At 69.4% G+C, this 17,552-nt stretch carries 18 protein-coding genes and 1 pseudogene; 15 read left to right on the top strand and 4 right to left on the bottom strand.

Annotated elements, in window-relative coordinates:
- Positions 1 to 59: 59 nt before the first annotated feature.
- From VA596_RS01635 to VA596_RS01620, 4 genes are all read right to left on the bottom strand, one after another.
- Complete coding sequence (locus tag VA596_RS01635; RefSeq protein WP_323322843.1) at positions 60 to 1,325, bottom strand: mannosyltransferase family protein; 1,266 nt, start codon at positions 1,323 to 1,325, stop codon at positions 60 to 62.
- A complete protein-coding gene (locus tag VA596_RS01630) occupies positions 1,318 to 1,749 on the bottom strand; it encodes a GtrA family protein (RefSeq protein WP_323322841.1) in 432 nt (143 codons plus the stop codon). Before VA596_RS01630 ends, VA596_RS01635 begins: the two co-directional genes overlap by 8 nt.
- Entirely contained in the window at positions 1,746 to 2,750 is a 1,005-nt protein-coding gene (locus tag VA596_RS01625; protein WP_323322839.1) for a glycosyltransferase family 2 protein, read from the bottom strand. Before VA596_RS01625 ends, VA596_RS01630 begins: the two co-directional genes overlap by 4 nt.
- Before the next feature lie 118 nt (positions 2,751 to 2,868).
- Entirely contained in the window at positions 2,869 to 3,648 is a 780-nt protein-coding gene (locus VA596_RS01620; RefSeq protein ID WP_323322837.1) for a TIGR03619 family F420-dependent LLM class oxidoreductase, read from the bottom strand.
- Between the two features lie 81 nt (positions 3,649 to 3,729).
- Here VA596_RS01620 and VA596_RS01615 point away from each other — a divergent pair.
- The 15 genes and pseudogenes from VA596_RS01615 to VA596_RS01545 form a co-directional block, all read left to right on the top strand.
- A pseudogene (locus VA596_RS01615) lies at positions 3,730 to 4,065 on the top strand (MerR family transcriptional regulator); the annotation flags it as partial.
- A gap of 112 nt (positions 4,066 to 4,177) precedes the next feature.
- Positions 4,178 to 5,044 (top strand): peptide chain release factor N(5)-glutamine methyltransferase, encoded by an 867-nt coding sequence (prmC, locus tag VA596_RS01610; protein ID WP_323322833.1) that lies wholly within the window; start codon positions 4,178 to 4,180, stop codon positions 5,042 to 5,044.
- Between the two features lie 63 nt (positions 5,045 to 5,107).
- Positions 5,108 to 5,428 (top strand): glycoside hydrolase family 25 domain-containing protein, encoded by a 321-nt coding sequence (locus VA596_RS01605; RefSeq protein ID WP_323322831.1) that lies wholly within the window; start codon positions 5,108 to 5,110, stop codon positions 5,426 to 5,428.
- Positions 5,429 to 5,514: 86 nt separating this feature from the next.
- A complete protein-coding gene (locus VA596_RS01600; RefSeq protein WP_323322829.1) occupies positions 5,515 to 7,485 on the top strand; it encodes a M6 family metalloprotease domain-containing protein in 1,971 nt (656 codons plus the stop codon).
- A gap of 69 nt (positions 7,486 to 7,554) precedes the next feature.
- Positions 7,555 to 8,205, top strand: coding sequence for an L-threonylcarbamoyladenylate synthase (locus VA596_RS01595; protein ID WP_323322827.1), 651 nt, complete (start codon positions 7,555 to 7,557; stop codon positions 8,203 to 8,205).
- A 74-nt stretch (positions 8,206 to 8,279) separates the two neighbouring features.
- Positions 8,280 to 9,437 carry a glycosyltransferase family 4 protein gene (locus VA596_RS01590; protein WP_323322825.1) on the top strand — a complete coding sequence of 386 codons (1,158 nt, stop codon included), beginning with the start codon at positions 8,280 to 8,282 and terminating at the stop codon, positions 9,435 to 9,437.
- A gap of 48 nt (positions 9,438 to 9,485) precedes the next feature.
- Positions 9,486 to 9,929 carry a hypothetical protein gene (locus VA596_RS01585; RefSeq protein ID WP_323322823.1) on the top strand — a complete coding sequence of 148 codons (444 nt, stop codon included), beginning with the start codon at positions 9,486 to 9,488 and terminating at the stop codon, positions 9,927 to 9,929.
- Positions 9,930 to 10,461: 532 nt separating this feature from the next.
- On the top strand, positions 10,462 to 11,247 hold the full coding sequence (gene atpB, locus VA596_RS01580; RefSeq protein ID WP_323322821.1) for a F0F1 ATP synthase subunit A: 786 nt from the start codon (positions 10,462 to 10,464) through the stop codon (positions 11,245 to 11,247).
- Positions 11,248 to 11,302: 55 nt separating this feature from the next.
- The gene (locus VA596_RS01575) at positions 11,303 to 11,563 is read left to right on the top strand and encodes an ATP synthase subunit c family protein (RefSeq protein ID WP_323322819.1); all 261 of its coding nucleotides are present in this window, start codon (positions 11,303 to 11,305) and stop codon (positions 11,561 to 11,563) included.
- A 44-nt stretch (positions 11,564 to 11,607) separates the two neighbouring features.
- Positions 11,608 to 12,153, top strand: a complete 546-nt coding sequence (locus tag VA596_RS01570) for a F0F1 ATP synthase subunit B (RefSeq protein WP_400537996.1) — start codon at positions 11,608 to 11,610, stop codon at positions 12,151 to 12,153.
- A 6-nt stretch (positions 12,154 to 12,159) separates the two neighbouring features.
- Positions 12,160 to 12,984 (top strand): F0F1 ATP synthase subunit delta, encoded by an 825-nt coding sequence (locus tag VA596_RS01565; protein ID WP_323322815.1) that lies wholly within the window; start codon positions 12,160 to 12,162, stop codon positions 12,982 to 12,984.
- Between the two features lie 56 nt (positions 12,985 to 13,040).
- Positions 13,041 to 14,681: a F0F1 ATP synthase subunit alpha gene (atpA, locus tag VA596_RS01560; protein WP_323322813.1), complete on the top strand. Its 1,641-nt coding sequence runs from the start codon at positions 13,041 to 13,043 to the stop codon at positions 14,679 to 14,681.
- An 11-nt stretch (positions 14,682 to 14,692) separates the two neighbouring features.
- Positions 14,693 to 15,631, top strand: coding sequence for a F0F1 ATP synthase subunit gamma (locus tag VA596_RS01555; protein ID WP_323322811.1), 939 nt, complete (start codon positions 14,693 to 14,695; stop codon positions 15,629 to 15,631).
- Entirely contained in the window at positions 15,631 to 17,058 is a 1,428-nt protein-coding gene (gene atpD / locus VA596_RS01550; protein WP_323322809.1) for a F0F1 ATP synthase subunit beta, read from the top strand. Before VA596_RS01555 ends, atpD begins: the two co-directional genes overlap by 1 nt.
- 114 nt (positions 17,059 to 17,172) lie before the next feature.
- Positions 17,173 to 17,538, top strand: coding sequence for a F0F1 ATP synthase subunit epsilon (locus VA596_RS01545; protein ID WP_323322807.1), 366 nt, complete (start codon positions 17,173 to 17,175; stop codon positions 17,536 to 17,538).
- The last annotated feature ends 14 nt before the right edge of the window (positions 17,539 to 17,552 follow it).

The raw sequence follows: 17,552 nt of genomic DNA, 5'->3' as shown, positions 1-17,552 counted from the left end.
TGAAACGACCGAAGGCCGTGCAGCTCTGCTGCACGGCCTTCAGTGTCTGCGCCCGAAGCTCAGCCGGCCCAGTTGCCCGAGACGAAGCGGAGGAAGATCGCGCCGCAGAGCAGGGAGTTCGCGTAGAGGACCACGTGCACCGTGCCGCGCAGCTGCGGGCGGCGCTCGCCGAACAGCACCAGCGCCACGTACATCACCAGGCACGGCAGCAGGTAGCGGTGCACCGACACCACGTTGCTGTTCATCGTCAGCATCACGATCGACGCGAACCCGAACAGCGCCAGCGGGACGCCCTTCGAGCGCAGCGCGACCAGGACGTACACCGACGACACGAAGAGCAGCACCAGGCCGATGAGCGGCAGGACGTGGCTCATCAGCGTCCACGAGTCCATCGGGGTGTCCCCGAGCAGCGCGTGGCCGGTGATCTTGGCTTCGGTCCAGAGCGTCTTGACGATGTTCGGGTCGAAGTGGTGGTACGACCAGGACGCCACGCCCTTGAGCGCGTTGAAGCTCGCGAACGCGCTGCCCGTCTGGACCTTCATGTACACCATCACGGCGCCGAGCCCGAGGAACGCGGCCGGGAACCACAGCAGGTGCCACGAGAGCAGGCCTCGCAGCTTCCAGTCCTTGGACCGCCAGAACTCCAGGAAGCACAGGCCGACGAACACCGCCGCGGTGACGCGCGAGGCGGTCAGCGGGATCAGGGTCAGGCCCATCCACAGCCACTGGCGGCGCAGCGCGAACAGGTAGGCCCAGAAGCCCAGCGCGCAGAACACCGCCTCGCTGTAGAACGAGTGCAGGAAGAACGCGGCGGGTGCGGAGAGGAACGCCGCGACGACCAGCCACGGCGCGCGCTCGCCCGTGAAGAAGTGCCGTCCGATCTTGAGCAGCGCCACCGCGGCCAGCCAGGTGGCCACCACGTTGACCAGGAACCCGGCGGCGAGCAGGCCGAGCGTGCCGAAGCTGACCGTCTGCACCAGCCAGACCAGGATCGGGAACACCGGGTAGAACGCCCGGGTCGGCACGTAGCTGCCGGTGTAGGCGTGCGCGGCGATCTCGCCGTAGTTGCCGGCGTCCCAGCGGTAGGTGTGCGAGAGCAGGCTCAGCGTCGAGCCGATGCCGGTCTTCGGGATCCCCTCGCTGGCCGGGGTGGAGGGCCCGAACAGCCACGCCACGGCGATCAGCACGACGTTCCAGGCCAGCACGATGGCCAGGACGCGGGCGTAGTCGCTGCGAAGCCAGCCCCAGCGGTCCCCGCGGGCGGGTTCCGCGGTCTCCGGCTCGGCCGCTTCGGCCGCCCGGGCCGGGACGGCGGTGCTAGTCATGCGAAACCTCCGGGACCGGCGCCTCGGCGGCCGAGGGCCGCTGCCGGAAGACGACCTTGTGGTAGAGCACGTAGTTCCAGACCAGGCCGACCGCGATCCCGCAGAACTTCGGGATCAGCACGTGCACCCCGGGGAACGCCTTGGTGACGGCCAGGATGATCAGCGCCTGCACCACCCAGAGGCCGAACGCGGTGACGGCGAAGAACAGCAGCGCCTGGCGGCGGACGTCGCCGTCCTTCGCGCGGAACGTGAAGTTCCGGTTCAGGCCGAAGCTGAGCAGCATGCCCGCGGTCGTCGAGATGAAGTTCGCCACGAACAGCGGGACGCCCAGCGTCACCAGCAGCGCGTAACCGAGCGCGTCGACCAGCGTGTTCGCCACTCCGACGATGCCGAAGCGCAGCTGGGTGGAGGTGATCAGCTTCACCGGGTGCCGCTTCCCGCGTCGGCGCCCTCACGGGCCGTGGCCGGTTCGGCCGTGCCCGTGCGCACCGACGCGACGCCGTACAGCGGCCGGTTCTGCACCTGCGAATACGTGCGGCCGATGTAGCTGCCGAGCACGCCGAGCATGATGATCTGGATCCCGCCGAGGAAGAACATCGCGACGCCGAGGAACGCCCAGCCGGGCACCGCGGTCTCCGGCGCGAACAGCTTGACCCCGCCGACGTAGAGGATGCCGAGGAAGCTCAGGAACGAGATCAGGTAGCCGAAGCGGGTGATCATCCGCAGCGGCGTCACCGAGAAGCCGAGGATGCCGTCGGCCGCGAAGCGCAGCATCTTGCGCAGCGGGTAGCCCGTCACGCCGGCGTGCCGCTTGTCGCGGTCGAACAGCACGGCGGTCTGCTTGAACCCGATGTAGCTGACCAGCCCGCGCAGGAAGCGGTCGCGCTCGCGGTACTTGCGCAGCTCGTCGACGACCTTGCGGTCGACGAGCCGGAAGTCGCCGGTGTTCTTCGGGATGTCGACCGCGGCCATCTTCCGCAGGAACCAGTAGAACGCCCCGGCGGTGAACTTCTTGAACGCCGAGTCCTGGCGCGAGCGGCGCTGGGCGTAGACGACGTCGAAGCCCTCTTCCCACTTCTCGATCAGCTCGAGCGCCACCCGCGGCGGGTCCTGCATGTCGCTGTCCATGATGACGGTGGCGTCCGCGTCGACCAGGTCGAGCCCGGCCGTGACGGCCATCTGGTGCCCGAAGTTGCGGGACAGCTCGACCACCGTGACCCGGTCGTCCCGGGCGCCGAGCTCGGTGAGCTTCTCCAGCGAGCGGTCCCGGCTGCCGTCGTCGACGTAGATGAAGCTGAAGGCGTACCGGTCCGCCAGGGGCGCGGTCACCTCGTCCACCGTCCTGTGCAGCAGGTCGATGTTCTCTTCCTCGTTGAAGATCGGGAAGATGAACGCCACCCGGCGGGTGATCGGCTCTGTGGGCACTGCGGGGCTCCCCGGAGTTTCGGTGCGAAAGGTACGGGCGGCGCCGTGGAGCAGGCGATTCCCCGACCCGGTGCCCTGCATCCTAGGAGATCGGACCGGCCGTCACGCCGGGACCCGGTCAGCCGGCCGCGGCGGCGAGCTCCCGCATCCGGCTTTCGCTGCCCTCCTCGCCGCCGAAGTGGACGGCCACGGCGTCCGCGCCGGCGTCCCGGTAGGCACGCGCGTCGGCGGCGGTCGTCGCGGCGTCCTCCCGCCACGCCATCCGCGCTGTGGCCCGGACGGGCCGGTCACCGGCCAGCGACCGCAGGGTCGCGACGCGCTCCCCGAACTCGGCGGGGGACAGGCCGGCGCTCTGCCAGGCCGAGCCGATCCGGGCGGCGCGTCGCAGCGCGACCACGGAGTTGCCCCCGACGGTGATCGGCACCGGGCCGGCCGGGCGCGGCTCGAAGTACCCGCCGCCGGGGCCGCGGCCGGTGCGGAACAGCTCCGCGAGCAGGTCGAGGGTGGCGTCGGTCCGCTTCCCCCGGGCCCGGAAGTCGGCCCCGACCTCGGCGAACTCGGGCTCGTTCCAGCCGGTGCCCACGCCGAGGTCGAACCGGTGCCCGGCCAGCCGGTCGAGCGTCGCGACCTGCTTGGCCAGCGCGAACGGCTCCCGCAGCGGCACGATCAGCACCGACGTCCCGAGCCGGATCCGGCTGGTCAGCGCGGCGATGTGGGCGAGGGTCACCAGCGGCTCGTAGACACCGCCGAAGACGTCGCCGAACGCGCCGGGCGGGATCAGGTGGTCGGGCAGCCACGCGGTGCGGTAGCCGAGGTCCTCGGCGGCGCGGGCCAGCTCGGCGGGACGGCCGGGCGGCAGGTCCGCCTGCTCGTTCGGCAGCACGATTTCGAGGTCCATCAGATCCTCCCGGGGAAATGTTCGGTCATGCCGGCGACGTTAGGTCTTCACATCGGTGTGAAGGTCAACCTCGGGGGTCGGATGCGGATCGGCGAGCTCGCGGAACGGACGGGCGTCAGCACGCGGCTGCTGCGCTACTACGAGGAGCAGGGCCTGCTGGCGGCGTCGCGTGACGCCAACGGCTACCGGTGCTACGACGGGGAGGCCGTCGTGCGGGTCCGGCAGATCCGCCGTCTCCTCGCGGCGGGGCTGAACACGGAGGTCATCGGGTCGGCCCTGCAGTGCGCGCGCGGCGAGGAGGCCCGGCTGGACCTCTGCCCGGAGCTGGCGCAGGTGCTGCACCGCGAGCTGACGGCGATGGACGACCGGATCGGGACGCTCCAGCGCCGTCGCCGCGCCCTGGCCGGGTACCTGACCGAAGAGGGCGGACGACCGCCCGCTCGATACGCTGGACGGCGTGGGACCGGCGCGTGTCCTGACGGGGGAGTTCCGCCTGGTGTGCCAGGCTCGACGAGGTGAAGGACGACGAGTGAATCGGCAGCCGCTGCGCCTGGCCATCATCGAGGCCACCCGCATTCTCGAGCGCGCGGGTGTCGCCTCGCCGCGGTTCGACGCCGAGGTGATCGCCGCGCACGTGCTCGGGGTCGAACGCGGGCGGCTGCCGATGGTGCCGCTGGTCGACCCGCCCGTCATCGAGGCGATCGGGCAGCTCGTCCAGCAGCGCGCGAAGCGGATCCCGCTGCAGTACCTCACCGGCTGGGCCGCGCTGGGTGACATCACCGTCGCGGTCGGGGCCGGGGTGTTCGTGCCGCGGCCGGAGACCGAGCTGCTGCTCGAATGGGGCGTCAAGTTCCTGCAGGGCCGGGAGTTCCCGGTCGTGGTCGACCTGTGCACCGGCTCCGGGGCGCTCGCGCTCGGCGTCGCGCACGCGCGCCCGGACGCGGTCGTCTACGCGGTCGACGTCGACCCGCAGGCGCTGGCCTGGGCGCGGCACAACGCGGACGTCCACGCCGACGCCGGTGACACCCCGATCCGGCTGTACTCCGGCGACATCGCCGACCCGACGATGTTCGCCGAGCTCGACGGCCTGGTCGACCTGGTGCTGTGCAACCCGCCGTACGTCCCGGACGGCACGCCGGTGCCGCCCGAGGTCGCCGAGCACGACCCGCCGCGCGCGGTGTTCGCCGAGGAGAGCGGCCTGGCGGTGATCCGCCACGCGATCGCGGCGGGCGCGCGCCTCCTGCGCCCGGGCGGCGGCCTGGCCATCGAACACGACGACACCCACGGCTCGGCGGTCCCGGCGTTGGTCCGGGCACGCCGGGTGCTGACGGCGGTCGAGGGCCACCTCGATCTGGCGGGCCGCGCCCGCTTCGTCACGGCCAAGCGGCTGGGCTGAGCCCTGTCCGCTGACTTCATCGTCGATCCACCGGGTAAGCGCCTCCCCGAATTCCTCGACTGGATGCCACCCCGCGAGCTGCTGCGCATGGTCCTCGAACTCATCGCCGACGAGATCGAGGACCCGGCGGTGGCCGCGAGCCTCCGGGAGTTCGTCGCCGGGGGCTATGCGTTCTTCGCCCTGAGCACCTACACGGCGACGCAGGCCGCCGAGATCATGAAGGTGATCCGGGAGAAGCTGCCGGCCGCGGCCTGGGAGTGGTTCCCGGACAGCGAGAGCGCGCGGGAGGTCGTCGCGGAGCTGGTCGAGATGGTCGAAGAGGCCGAGGCCGCGCCGCCGGGCCTGACAAAGCGGCCAGACTTTCGTCGTGGGGCAAGCGGGTAGATCCTCGCTTCGAGGCAGAAGGCAGACAGCGCGGCTCAATACGGTCGATCACGGGAAACCGCCGGTTTCCAGTGAAGGAGCCGCAGATGCGCGCCAGAACCCCGAAAGCGCTCGCCCTGCTCGCGGCCGTCGCCGTGCTGTCCGGCCTCGGGGCCGGGACCGCCGCCGCCGAGCCGCTCACCCGTGGCTGGCCCGCCCCGATCGACGCCGCGCACTGGGAGAACCAGGACCACATGACGTGGTCCGACTACAAGAAGGTGCCCGGGACGAACTGGGCCGACCCCTCGCTCAAGCCCACCCAGCGCACCTTCAAGGGCGCCGTCGTCCTCGCCGACTACCCCGACCAGGACTTCGTCGTCACGAAGGCGCCGAACTCGACCGTGTTCGGCAACCCCGGCCCGGCCGCCGCGAACATCCCGCGGGCGAACGTCGCGAAGTACTACCAGGACTTCCTCAACAAGCCCGAGGCGCTCAACAACGGGCACACCATCAACGAGTACTGGATGGAGGACTCCGGCGGCCGCTTCGGCGTGCAGCTGACGGCGTTCGGGCCCTACCGGATGCCCGGCCAGTCCTTCGAGTACGGCATGGAGTTCCAGCCGGACGCGTGCCCGCCGTCCGCGAACTGCGACCGCGACCTCCGCACGGACGCCGGGAACGCCTGGCGCGCCGACATCGGTGACGCCGCGAACCAGTTCGACTTCGTCTTCTACCTCTCCGCCGGCCAGGACGAAAGCTCGACCTGGCAGGAGTTCGGCGAGATGAAGTTCGGCACCAAGGAGAACGTCCCGGACGCCTTCGGCCCGCCGAACCACGACCTGCCGAACTATGCCGCCACCCGGTACGTCCCGTGGACGTCGTGGGCGTCGGCCGCCAGCATCTGGCCCAACGCCGGGAACGGCAGCTCGGTGCAGGCCGAAAGCTCCGGGCAGTCGACCTACGCCCACGAGTTCAGCCACATCCTCGGCATCGGCGACAACTACAACAACCCGTTCGGCATCCCGCCGTGGCGGGACTACTCCGGCGCCTGGGAAATGCTGTCCCGCGGCACGTTCAACGGTCCCGGCGGCCCGCACACGCGCTGGCAGATCCCGGCGACGCAGGGCAGCTCGATGGGCGCCCAGCACATGCTGCGCAACAAGATGAAGCTCGGCATCGTCGACCCGGCCGACGTCCTGCAGCTCGACCGCAACCAGCTCGCGGCGTCCGGGCCGGTGTCGGCGCGCATCACCGCGCGTGAGGCCGAGCCGCAGCCCGGCGCGTTCACCGGGCTGAACATCAAGCTCACCGGCGGCGACAAGAGCCCGAAGTGCGACAAGGCGACCGACCCGTTCTGCGACGGCGGCGGGTACGACAACTACACCGTCGAGGTCGTCGACCGGATGGGCGCGGACTCCTTCTCGCCCGACTCCGGCGTGCTGCTCGCCAAGACGAAGGACAAGGACAACGCGCCCTTCGAGTGGGTGATCGACGCCAACCCGGCCGACATCGGCATCACCGACTACACCAAGCCGGACGGCACCCCGGTGAAGATCACCATCGGTGACTACCGCCAGCTCAACGACGCGCTGTTCAAGGCGGGCACCGAGGCCGCGAGCCCGTACGAGTACACCGACCAGGCGAACCGGCTGAAGTTCCTGGTCACCGACCTCGCCCGGGACCGCAAGGGCGTGCTCTCGTACACCGTCACGGTCGCTTCGCTCGACGGCGCGGGCAGCCAGGCGCGCGGCGCCGCGGTGACCCCGGCGCTGCCGGCGTTCGCCCGCGGCGGGCTCGCGACCTGCGACTTCGGCCTGCTCAACACGGGTTCGGCGAAGGGTGCGAAGGCGCCGTACGACACCGACACCTACCGGCTGAGCGTCTCCACCGACGCGAAGGGCTGGCAGGTCCGGCTGCCGAACGAGCTGGCCACGGTGAAGTTCGGCCAGTTCACGAAGGTCCCCGCCTACGCGAAGCGCGGCGGCGGCGACCTGGCCGCCCGGGTGAAGCTCACGGCGACGTCGGTGAGCGACCCGTCGAAGACGGCCACCGCGAGCTGCACGGCGTTCGGCTTCTGACCCCGGCCCTCGTGGGTGGTGAGGAGGGTTCCGGCCCTCCTCGCCACTCACGAGGCTAGGCTGGCCGCCATGAGCGTGGTCTACGACTGCAGCAAGCGCGACTCCCGGGCCGACGGGCTCTCCGCGGCGGCCGGCGCGGTCCGGTCGAGCAGGCTGGTCGTGCTGCCGACCGACACGGTCTACGGCATCGGCGCCGACGCGTTCGACGCGGGCGCTGTCCAGGCGCTGCTGCGCGCCAAGAACCGCGGCCCGGACATGCCGGTCGGCGTGCTCGTCGGCTCGTGGTCCACTGTGGACGGTCTGGTGCTCGGCGTGCCGCCGCAGGCGCGGGCGCTCATCGAAGCGTTCTGGCCCGGCGATCTGTCCATTGTGCTCCCGCACGCGCCGAGTCTGCAGTGGAACCTCGGTGACGCGCGGGGCACCGTGATGCTGCGGATGCCGTTGCACCCGGTGGCCCTGGAACTGCTGCGCGACGTCGGCCCGATGGCCGTCTCGAGCGCGAACGTCTCCGGCCGCCCGCCGGCGAGCACCGCGCAGGAGGCGCAGGAGCAGCTCGGCGACTCGGTCGCGGTGTACCTCGACGGCGGCTCCAGCGGCGAGGCCGTCGCGTCGAGCATCGTGGACCTCACCGGCACCGAACCGGTGGTGCTGCGCGAAGGCGCCGTGAGCAAGGACGCCATCGCGGAGGTGCTGGGTGTCCCCGCGGAAACGTTGGCGTGAAGCCGGATCAAGGCGCCCGGCGCGGCACGATAGCGTGTCGCGGGTGACCCCGACCCCGCGAGCGTGACGCACCCGTGCCGCCCACATCCGGTCTTCTCCCGATCCGGGAATACATCCTCGTCGCGCTGACCGCGACGGCCGTGACCTACCTGCTGACCGGCGTCGTGCGCCGGATCGCGATCCGCGTCGGCGCGATCGCGAACCCCCGCGCGCGCGACGTGCACGTCGCGCCCATCCCGCGGATGGGCGGGATCGGCATCCTCCTCGGCGTCGCCGGCGCGATGGGCCTGGCCCACCAGCTGCCCGCGCTGTCGCACGGGTTCGACGCCTCGTTCGACTCGGTCGGCGTGCTGCTCGCCGCCGCCGTCATCTCGCTGATCGGCGCCCTCGACGACCGGTTCGAGCTGGACGCCTGGACGAAGCTGGCCGGCCAGGTCATGTGCGCCGGGATCCTGGTCATCTTCGGCGTGCAGTGGGTGTCGTTCTGGGTGCCGTGGGGCGGCACCGGCGGCTCGTTCGGCTCGGTGCTGGTGCTCGACAAGAACCAGGGCGCGCTGCTGACCGTCGTGATGGTCGTGGTGATGGTCAACGCGATGAACTTCGTCGACGGCCTCGACGGCCTGGCCGGCGGCCTCGGCTTCATCGCGGCGGCGGCCACGTGCGCGTTCTCGCTGGGCCTGCTCGACAGCTCCGGCGGCGACGTCGGCACGTACCCGCCCGCGCTGATCGCGGCCACGCTCGCCGGCGCCTGTCTGGGGTTCCTCCCGTACAACTTCCAGCCCGCCAAGATATTCATGGGCGACTCCGGCTCGATGATGATCGGCCTGGTGCTCGCGGGCGCGACGACGTCGGCGTCCGGGCGCGTGCCCTACCCGCAGTTCAGCGGCAAGGACGCGATCGCGCTGCTCTCGCCGCTGGTGGTCGTGGCGGCGGTGCTGTTCGTGCCGATGCTGGACCTGATCATGGCGGTCGTGCGCCGCACCCGCCGCGGCGAGAGCCCGTTCGCGGCCGACAAGATGCACCTGCACCACCGGCTGCTGGAGATCGGCCACTCCCAGCGCCGCGCGGTGCTGCTGATCTACTTGTGGGCCGGCATCCTGGCGTTCGGCGCGGTCTCGGTGACCCTGTTCGACGACGCGGCGGCGCTCTGGATCATCGGGGTCGGCCTGGTCTTCGCGGTGGGGGTCTCGATCATCCCGCGGCTGCGCTCGCGCAACCAGCCGCGCACCTAGTCAACAGGGGTCTCTACACTCGGACCTGAACCGAGCAGGGAGTCAACCGTGAGCGAGACCGAAACGCAGGAGCAGGAGAACCCGCACGCCAAGGTGGTGCTGCAGGCGGCCCGCGCCATGACGAAGGCTTCGCTGCTGGTGACTCCGCCGGCCGTGCTGGTCTGCATCGTGCTCTTCAGCATCCTCAACGGCATGCCCGGCTTCTGGGGCTCGCTCGTCGGCGGGGTGCTGGCGATGCTGGCGTCGCTCTCGACCCTGGGCATGATGCGCTTCAGCGCCGGCCAGGACCCGATGTTCGTCATGGTGATCGCGCTCGGCGGGTACGTCGTGAAGGTCGTCCTGCTGTTCGGCGCGCTGACGCTGCTGAAGGGCGTCACGGCGCTGCACCCGATGTCGCTCGGCATCACCATGATCGTGGCCATCCTGCTGGCCGCCGCGGCCGAGTTCGCCGCCTTCCGCAAGACCAAGATCCCGACGATCATCCCGTCCTGACGGCTGTCCGTTTTGCCGGGCAGGTCCGTTACGCTGGGTGAGCTGACATGCGGCCGCCCGAGTGTGACCGGGACCACAGCCGTGCGCTTGCGCGCGGCCTCCGGAAGGGTCCCGGACGGCTCGCCTGCGACGTTCCGGACGCGGTCCCGGCCGGCGCCGGACCTGGGTCCCGGGTCGACCCGGGACCTAAGTCCTGGGCTGATCGGTTGGTATGGAGTACGCCTGTACGGCACTGATTGACCTGCTGGTATGGTCCGCGTCAAGGGTGGCGGCCTCGGCCGCACGCTCCCTAAGACGAACCGCGATCAGCAGTGTGGCGACCGTGTAGTTCCGCCTCTTCCGCCGCTGGTCCGAAGTAGACCTGGGCAGTGTTCACGCGAGACAACCCCCGTGTGCAGAACGTGAATGTGTGTTCTGCGAACCGTGGGGTAGCCGCCTCCGACGTCCCGATGCGTATCGGGTACGTTAAGTCCAGATCGTGACGATTCCCCCGGCGGAGTGAACGCCGGCCGGGAGAACCGGAAGGAGCCCAGTGGGCGCGCTGGTATTGGCCGAGGGTGCTGTGTTCGCACCGCCCGGCGCCGAAAGCTTCGAGTTGCCGGCGTTGTTCGGCAACGTCACCAAGCCGATGCTGCTAGTCGTGCTCTCGGTGGTCATCATCGCGACGTACTTCCTGCTGGCGACCCGCAAGCTGCAGGTCGTGCCCGGCAAGGGGCAGTTCGTCGCCGAGTCCATCTACGACTTCAGCCGCAACAACATCGCGCGCGAACAGATCGGCTCGAAGGACTTCAAGCGGTATGTGCCGCTCGTTTTCTCGTTGTTCACTTTCGTACTGGTGAACAACCTCTACGGGATCATCCCGTTGCTCCAGTTCCCGACCATGGCGCGATTCGGTTTCCCGGTCGCCCTGGCGGTCCTCGTCGTCTACCCGGTGTACCACTACGCGGGCTTCAAGAAGCACGGCTTCGCCGGCTACTTCAAGAAGGAACTCGCGCCCCCGGGTGTGCCGAAGGCGGTCCTGCCGCTCTTCTCGCTGATCGAGTTCGCGGAGAAGTTCTTCCTCAACCCGCTCACGCTCGCCATCCGTGTTTTCGCCGCCATGTTCGCCGGTCACCTGATCCTGGCGGTGTTCACCCTCGGCGGCACGTTCCTGCTGACCGAGACGTCGAGCTGGGCGCTCAAGCCGGTTTCGCTCGTGGCCTGGATCTTCGCCATCGGGATGACCTTCCTCGAGGCCTTCATCCAGGTGCTGCAGGCCTACATCTTCGCCCTGCTTTCGGCGGGGTACATCGGCGCCGCGCTGGCGTCGGAGCACTGAGAACACAAGCCCCCGATCCACGCGAGCGCGTGGACCGAAGTGAAGGGAAACGCACGTGAGCAACATCGTTCTGGCCCAGGCCGCCGCCGAGCAGGCCGTCAACATCAACCCCGGCCTCGCCGCCATCGGTTACGGCCTCGGCGCGATCGGCCCGGGCATCGGTGTGGGCCTGATCTTCGCCGCGGTCATCAACGGCACCGCGCGTCAGCCGGAGGCCCAGGGCAAGCTGCAGGGCATCGGCTTCTCGACCTTCGTGCTGACCGAGGTTCTGGCCCTGATCGGCATCGTCATCTACTTCATCGCCTCCGCCGCCTGAGTCAGCAGCTCATCGCTTAAGGAGACGCCGTGCTGAAGAGTGCAATGCTCCTCGCCGCTGAAGGCGAGACGCACAACCCGATCATCCCCGACATCTCGGAGCTGATCCTCGGCATCGTCGCCTTCCTGATCCTGCTGTTCATCCTCAAGAAGTACGTCGTCCCTCGCTTCGAGGCCGCGTACGAAGAGCGTGCGCAGAAGATCGAGGGTGGCATCGAGAAGGCCGAGAAGGCCCAGGCCGAAGCCGAAGCCGCGCTGGCGCAGTACAAGGCGCAGCTGGCCGAAGCCCGGTCCGAGGCCGCGAAGATCCGTGACGACGCCCGGCTCGAAGCCGAGCAGATCAAGGCGGAACTGCGGGCCGACGCCGAGGCCGAGTCCCAGCGGATCGTCGCCCAGGGGCAGGCCCAGCTGCAGGCCCAGAAGGCGCAGATCATCGCCGAGCTGCGGGCCGACATGGGCCGCAACGCCGTGGAGCTGGCCAGCCGCATCGTCGGCGAGTCGCTCGAAGACGAGGCGCGCCGTCGTGGCACCGTCGACCGGTTCCTCGCGGAACTGGACACCGCCGGTGCTGCTGGTGGGGCGGGGAAGTAGACCGGAATGACGCTGCATGCTGCGAGCCGTGAAGCGCTCGGCCTCGCCGAGGAACGCCTCGGCGAGGTTCTGGCCGACGCGGGAGCCGACGCGGCCACGGTCGGCGACGAGCTGCTCTCGGTCGTCGACCTGCTGGACCGGGAGATCGGCCTGCGCCGGGCGTTGAGCGACGCTTCGACGACGCCGGAGGCGCGCACCGACCTGGCGCGCCGGCTGTTCGACGGCAAGGTGTCCGAACCGGCCCTCAAGGTGCTCGACACCGTGGCGGGCAGCCGCTGGTCCAGCCCTCGTGAGCTGACCGACGGGCTCGAGTCGCTCGGCCGCTCGGCTCTGCTGACCGCGGCCGAGAAGACCGGGAACGTCGACACCGTCGAGTCCCAGCTGTTCCAGGTCGCCCGCGTGGTGGCCCACCACCCGGAGCTCGAGACCGCGCTGTCGGACCTCGCCGGTCCCGCCGACGCGAAGCGCGCGCTGGTGCGCGGGCTGTTCGCCGACAAGGTGGACGTGGTCACCGAGACCCTCGTCGAGCAGGTCGTCCGCCGGGCCAAGGGCCGCGGCGTCGGCGTCGGGCTCGACAAGCTGGTGAAGCTGGCCGCGGAGCGCCGTCAGCGTTCGGTCGCGTACGTGACCAGCGCGAGCGCCCTGTCCGACGAGCAGACCGCCCAGCTGGGCTCGAAGCTCAACGACATCTACGGACGGCCGATCGCCCTGCACGTCGAGGTCGACCCCCGGCTCGGCGGCGGGCTCGTCGTCCGCGTCGGCGACGAGGTCATCGACGGGAGCGCGTCGGGTCAGCTGGCGGCCCTGCGCAGGCGGCTGGCCCGGGCCTAGCCCGGGTCACACAAGACTTTGCATACTGGCAAGAACGAAGCGAGAGCGGGAAAGACATGGCCGAGCTGACGATCTCCTCGGATGAGATCCGTAGCGCGATCGAGAACTACGTCTCGAGTTACGCCCCGGACGTGAGCCGGGAAGAAGTTGGCGTCGTGATCGACGCGGGTGACGGTATCGCCCACGTCGAGGGCCTCCCCTCGGCCATGGCCAACGAGCTGCTCGAGTTCCCCGGCGGCGTCCTGGGCGTCGCACTGAACCTGGACGCGCGCTCCATCGGTGCCGCGATCCTCGGCGACTTCGAAAGCATCGAAGAGGGCCAGCAGGTCAAGCGCACCGGCCAGGTCCTGTCCGTGCCGGTCGGCGACGGCTACCTCGGCCGCGTCGTCAACCCGCTGGGCGCCCCGATCGACGGTCTCGGCGACATCGAGACCACCGACCGCCGCCCGCTGGAGGTCAAGGCTGCTTCGGTGGTCGAGCGCCAGCCGGTGTCGGAGCCGCTGCAGACCGGCATCACCGCCATCGACGCGATGACCCCGATCGGGCGCGGCCAGCGCCAGCTGATCATCGGTGACCGCAAGACGGGCAAGACCGCCGTCGCCGTGGACACGATCATCAACCAGAAGTCCAACTGGGACACCGGCGACGAGAAGAAGCAGGTCCGCTGCATCTACGTCGCGATCGGCCAGAAGGGCTCCACGATCGCCGCGGTCAAGAAGTCCCTCGAGGACGCGGGCGCGATGGAGTACACCACCATCGTCGCCGCCCCGGCTTCGGACTCGGCCGGCTTCAAGTGGATCGCGCCGTACACCGGCTCGGCCATCGGCCAGCACTGGATGTTCGAGGGCAAGCACGTCCTCATCGTGTTCGACGACCTGACCAAGCAGGCCGACGCGTACCGCGCGATCTCGCTGCTGCTGCGCCGCCCGCCGGGCCGCGAGGCCTTCCCCGGCGACGTCTTCTACTTGCACTCCCGTCTCCTCGAGCGGTGCGCGAAGCTCTCGGACGAGCTGGGCGCCGGCTCGCTGACCGGGCTGCCGATCATCGAGACGAAGGCCAACGACGTGTCGGCCTACATCCCGACGAACGTCATCTCGATCACCGACGGCCAGTGCTTCTTCCAGTCGGACCTGTTCAACGCCGGTCAGCGCCCGGCCATCGACGTGGGTATCTCGGTGTCCCGCGTGGGTGGTGCAGCGCAGGTCAAGGCGATGAAGTCGGTCTCCGGCTCGCTCCGCATCGACCTGTCCCAGTACCGCGAGCTGGAGGCGTTCGCCGCCTTCGCCTCGGACCTCGACGACGCCTCCAAGGCGCAGCTCGAGCGCGGTGCCCGGCTGTACGAGGTGCTCAAGCAGCCGCAGTACTCGCCGATCCCGGTCGAGGAGCAGGTCTGCACGGTGTGGCTGGGCACGAACGGCCACTACGACTCGGTCCCGACCGAGGACGTGCGCCGCTTCAACCACGAGTTCCTCGACTCGGCCCGCCGCAAGCACGACGACGTCCTCGGCGCGATCCGCGACTCGGGCAAGTTCGAGGACGCGACCGCCGACAAGCTGGTCGCCGCGGTGAACGAGTTCAAGAAGGAGTTCACCACCTCCGAGGGCAAGTCCCTGGTCGAGTCGGACGCCGACGCGATGGACTCCGACAAGGTCGGGCAGGAGACCGTCAAGGTCAACAAGCCCGCCCCGAAGAAGTGAGCTGATAGCTCATGGCCGCACAACTCCGGGAACTTCGGTCGCGCATCAAGGCGACCAAGTCGATCGGCAAGATCACCAAGGCGATGGAGCTCATCGCCACCGCGCGCATCACCAAGGCGCGGGCGAAGGTCGCCGCTTCCCGGCCGTACGCCGACGAGATCACCAAGGTGCTCTCGGCGCTGGCCGGTGCGGCGGCCAACCTCGACCACCCCATGCTGGTCGAGCGCCCGAACCCGAAGCGGGCCGCTGTCCTGGTCGTGACCAGTGACAAGGGCCAGTGCGGTGGTTACAACTCCAACGTGCTGCGCGCGACCGAGGAGCTCCTCGCCCTGCTCCGCAAGGAGGGCAAGGAAGCCCGCGTCTACGTGACCGGCAACAAGGGCCTGAACTACTACCGGTTCCGCAACCGCGACGTGGTGGACGGCTGGACGGGCTTCTCCGACCAGCCGGGCTACACCGACGCGGTCGCGGCCGGTGAGGCCCTCGTGGCGTCGTTCATGTCCGGCGTCGACGACGAGCACGGGAACGCCGACGGTGTCGAGGGTGTCGACGAGATCCACATCGTCTACACCGAGTTCGTGTCGATGCTGACCCAGCGCCCGATCGCCAAGCGCGTCGCGCCGCTCGAGGTCGAGTACTCCGAAGGGGAAGAGGAGAAGCCCGCCGGGCTGCTCCCCAGCTACGAGTTCGAGCCGAGTGCCGACAAGCTGCTGGACGCGCTCCTGCCGAAGTACATCAACACGCGGCTCTACGCGGCGTTGCTCGAGTCGGCGGCGTCCGAGCTGGCCGCCCGCCGGACGGCCATGAAGGCCGCGTCGGACAACGCGAACGACCTGGTGGGGAACCTGACGCGGGAGATGAACCAGGCCCGCCAGGCGCAGATCACCCAGGAGATCTCCGAAATCGTCGGTGGCGCGAACGCGCTCACCGCAGCAGGAAGTGATGATTGATGACCAGTACTGAAGCCCCGCGCGCCAAGGGGCGCATCGTGTCGGTGACCGGTCCGGTCGTCGACGTCGAGTTCCCGCGCGGTTCCGTGCCCGACCAGTTCAACGCGCTCAAGGTCGAGATCGAGTTCGAGCAGCTCCGCAAGACCGTGACGCTCGAGGTCGCCTCCCACCTGGGTGACAACCTCGTCCGCACCATCTCGCTGCAGCCGCAGGACGGTCTCGTCCGCGGGGCCGAGGTCACCGACACCGGCGGCCCGATCACTGTTCCGGTGGGCGACAAGGTCAAGGGCCACGTCTACAACGCCCTCGGCGAGTGCCTCGACGAGCCCGGCTACGGCGACGACCTCGAGCGCTGGGGCATCCACCGCAACCCGCCGTCCTTCGACCAGCTCGAAGGCAAGACGGAGATGCTGGAGACCGGCCTCAAGGTCGTCGACCTGCTCACCCCGTACGTCCAGGGTGGCAAGATCGGCCTGTTCGGCGGCGCCGGCGTGGGCAAGACGGTGCTCATCAAGGAGATGATCACCCGTGTCGCCCGGAACTTCGGTGGTACGTCGGTGTTCGCCGGGGTCGGCGAGCGCACCCGTGAGGGCAACGACCTCTTCCTGGAGATGAGCGAAGACGGCGTCATCAACGACACCGCCCTCGTGTTCGGCCAGATGGACGAGCCGCCGGGCACGCGTATGCGCGTCGCCCTGTCCGCGCTGACCATGGCGGAGTACTTCCGCGATGTGCAGAACCAGGACGTGCTGCTGTTCATCGACAACATCTTCCGGTTCACCCAGGCCGGTTCCGAGGTGTCGACCCTGCTGGGCCGCATGCCTTCGGCCGTGGGTTACCAGCCGACGCTGGCCGACGAGATGGGCCAGCTGCAGGAGCGGATCACCTCGACCCGGGGCCGGTCGATCACCTCGATGCAGGCGATCTACGTCCCCGCGGACGACTACACCGACCCGGCCCCGGCCGCGACGTTCGCCCACCTGGACGCCACCACCGAGCTTTCGCGTGGTGTCTTCCAGAAGGGCATCTTCCCGGCGGTGGACCCGCTGGCGTCGACGTCGACGATCCTCGACCCGGCCATCGTCGGCGAGGACCACTACCGCGTGGCCTCCGAGGTCATCCGGATCCTGCAGAAGTACAAGGAACTGCAGGACATCATCGCGATCCTCGGTATGGACGAGCTCTCGGAAGAGGACAAGCTCACCGTCCAGCGCGCCCGCCGGATCGAGCGCTTCCTCTCGCAGAACATGCTGGTCGCGGAGGCGTTCACGCAGATCCCGGGCTCGACGGTGCCGCTGTCGGAGACCATCGAGTCGTTCGACCGCATCGCCAAGGGTGACTTCGACCACTACCCGGAGCAGGCGTTCCTGGGTATCGGTGGCCTCGAAGACCTCGAGAAGAAGTACAAGGAAATCACCAAGAAGTGACTTCCCTGAGGCGGCGGGGGCGGTGTCCACTGTGGACTCGAGCCCCCGCCGTTCTCATACCGGGATACGGACCTATTACACTCGGTGGTAACACCCCGAGCGAAGGAGTGCTACGTGGCTGAGATGTCCGTGGAGCTGGTGGCTGTCGAGCGCCGTCTCTGGTCGGGTACCGCCACTTTCGTGGTGGCCCAGACCACCGAAGGCGAAATCGGCATCATGGCCGGTCACGAGCCCGTGCTCGGGCAGCTCGTCGAGGGTGGCGTGGTCAAGGTGACGACCACCGACGGCGACTCGGTGTTCGCGGCCGTGCACGGCGGTTTCCTGTCGGTCACCGGCACCGGGGTGAGCATTCTCGCGGAGAGCGCCGAGCTCTCCGACGAGATCGACGTAGAAGCGGCGAAGGCGGCCCTGACCGGGGACGACGAGACCGAGCGGGCGAGGGCCTCGGCCCAGCTCCGCGCAGCAGGTCAGTCGGCCTGAGCGAGCGACGGGCA

The sequence above is a fragment of the Amycolatopsis heterodermiae genome, assembly GCF_034929455.1.
Taxonomy (GTDB): Bacteria; Actinomycetota; Actinomycetes; order Mycobacteriales; family Pseudonocardiaceae; genus Amycolatopsis; species Amycolatopsis heterodermiae.
The sequence above is the reverse complement of the archived record's forward strand: the minus strand, read 5'-3'. Positions and strand labels throughout refer to the sequence as shown.

What these genes read in the sequence shown, in the direction of transcription:
- VA596_RS01635 (WP_323322843.1), bottom strand. Translation starts at nt 1,325, where the DNA reads ATGACTAGCACCGCCGTCCCGGCCCGGGCGGCCGAAGCGGCCGAGCCG.
- VA596_RS01565 (WP_323322815.1), top strand. Translation starts at nt 12,160, where the DNA reads ATGACGCTGCATGCTGCGAGCCGTGAAGCGCTCGGCCTCGCCGAGGAA.
- VA596_RS01595 (WP_323322827.1), top strand. Translation starts at nt 7,555, where the DNA reads ATGAGCGTGGTCTACGACTGCAGCAAGCGCGACTCCCGGGCCGACGGG.
- VA596_RS01570 (WP_400537996.1), top strand. Translation starts at nt 11,608, where the DNA reads ATGCTCCTCGCCGCTGAAGGCGAGACGCACAACCCGATCATCCCCGAC.
- VA596_RS01555 (WP_323322811.1), top strand. Translation starts at nt 14,693, where the DNA reads ATGGCCGCACAACTCCGGGAACTTCGGTCGCGCATCAAGGCGACCAAG.
- VA596_RS01600 (WP_323322829.1), top strand. Translation starts at nt 5,515, where the DNA reads ATGCGCGCCAGAACCCCGAAAGCGCTCGCCCTGCTCGCGGCCGTCGCC.
- VA596_RS01620 (WP_323322837.1), bottom strand. Translation starts at nt 3,648, where the DNA reads ATGGACCTCGAAATCGTGCTGCCGAACGAGCAGGCGGACCTGCCGCCC.
- atpD (WP_323322809.1), top strand. Translation starts at nt 15,631, where the DNA reads ATGACCAGTACTGAAGCCCCGCGCGCCAAGGGGCGCATCGTGTCGGTG.
- VA596_RS01605 (WP_323322831.1), top strand. Translation starts at nt 5,108, where the DNA reads ATGCCACCCCGCGAGCTGCTGCGCATGGTCCTCGAACTCATCGCCGAC.
- atpA (WP_323322813.1), top strand. Translation starts at nt 13,041, where the DNA reads ATGGCCGAGCTGACGATCTCCTCGGATGAGATCCGTAGCGCGATCGAG.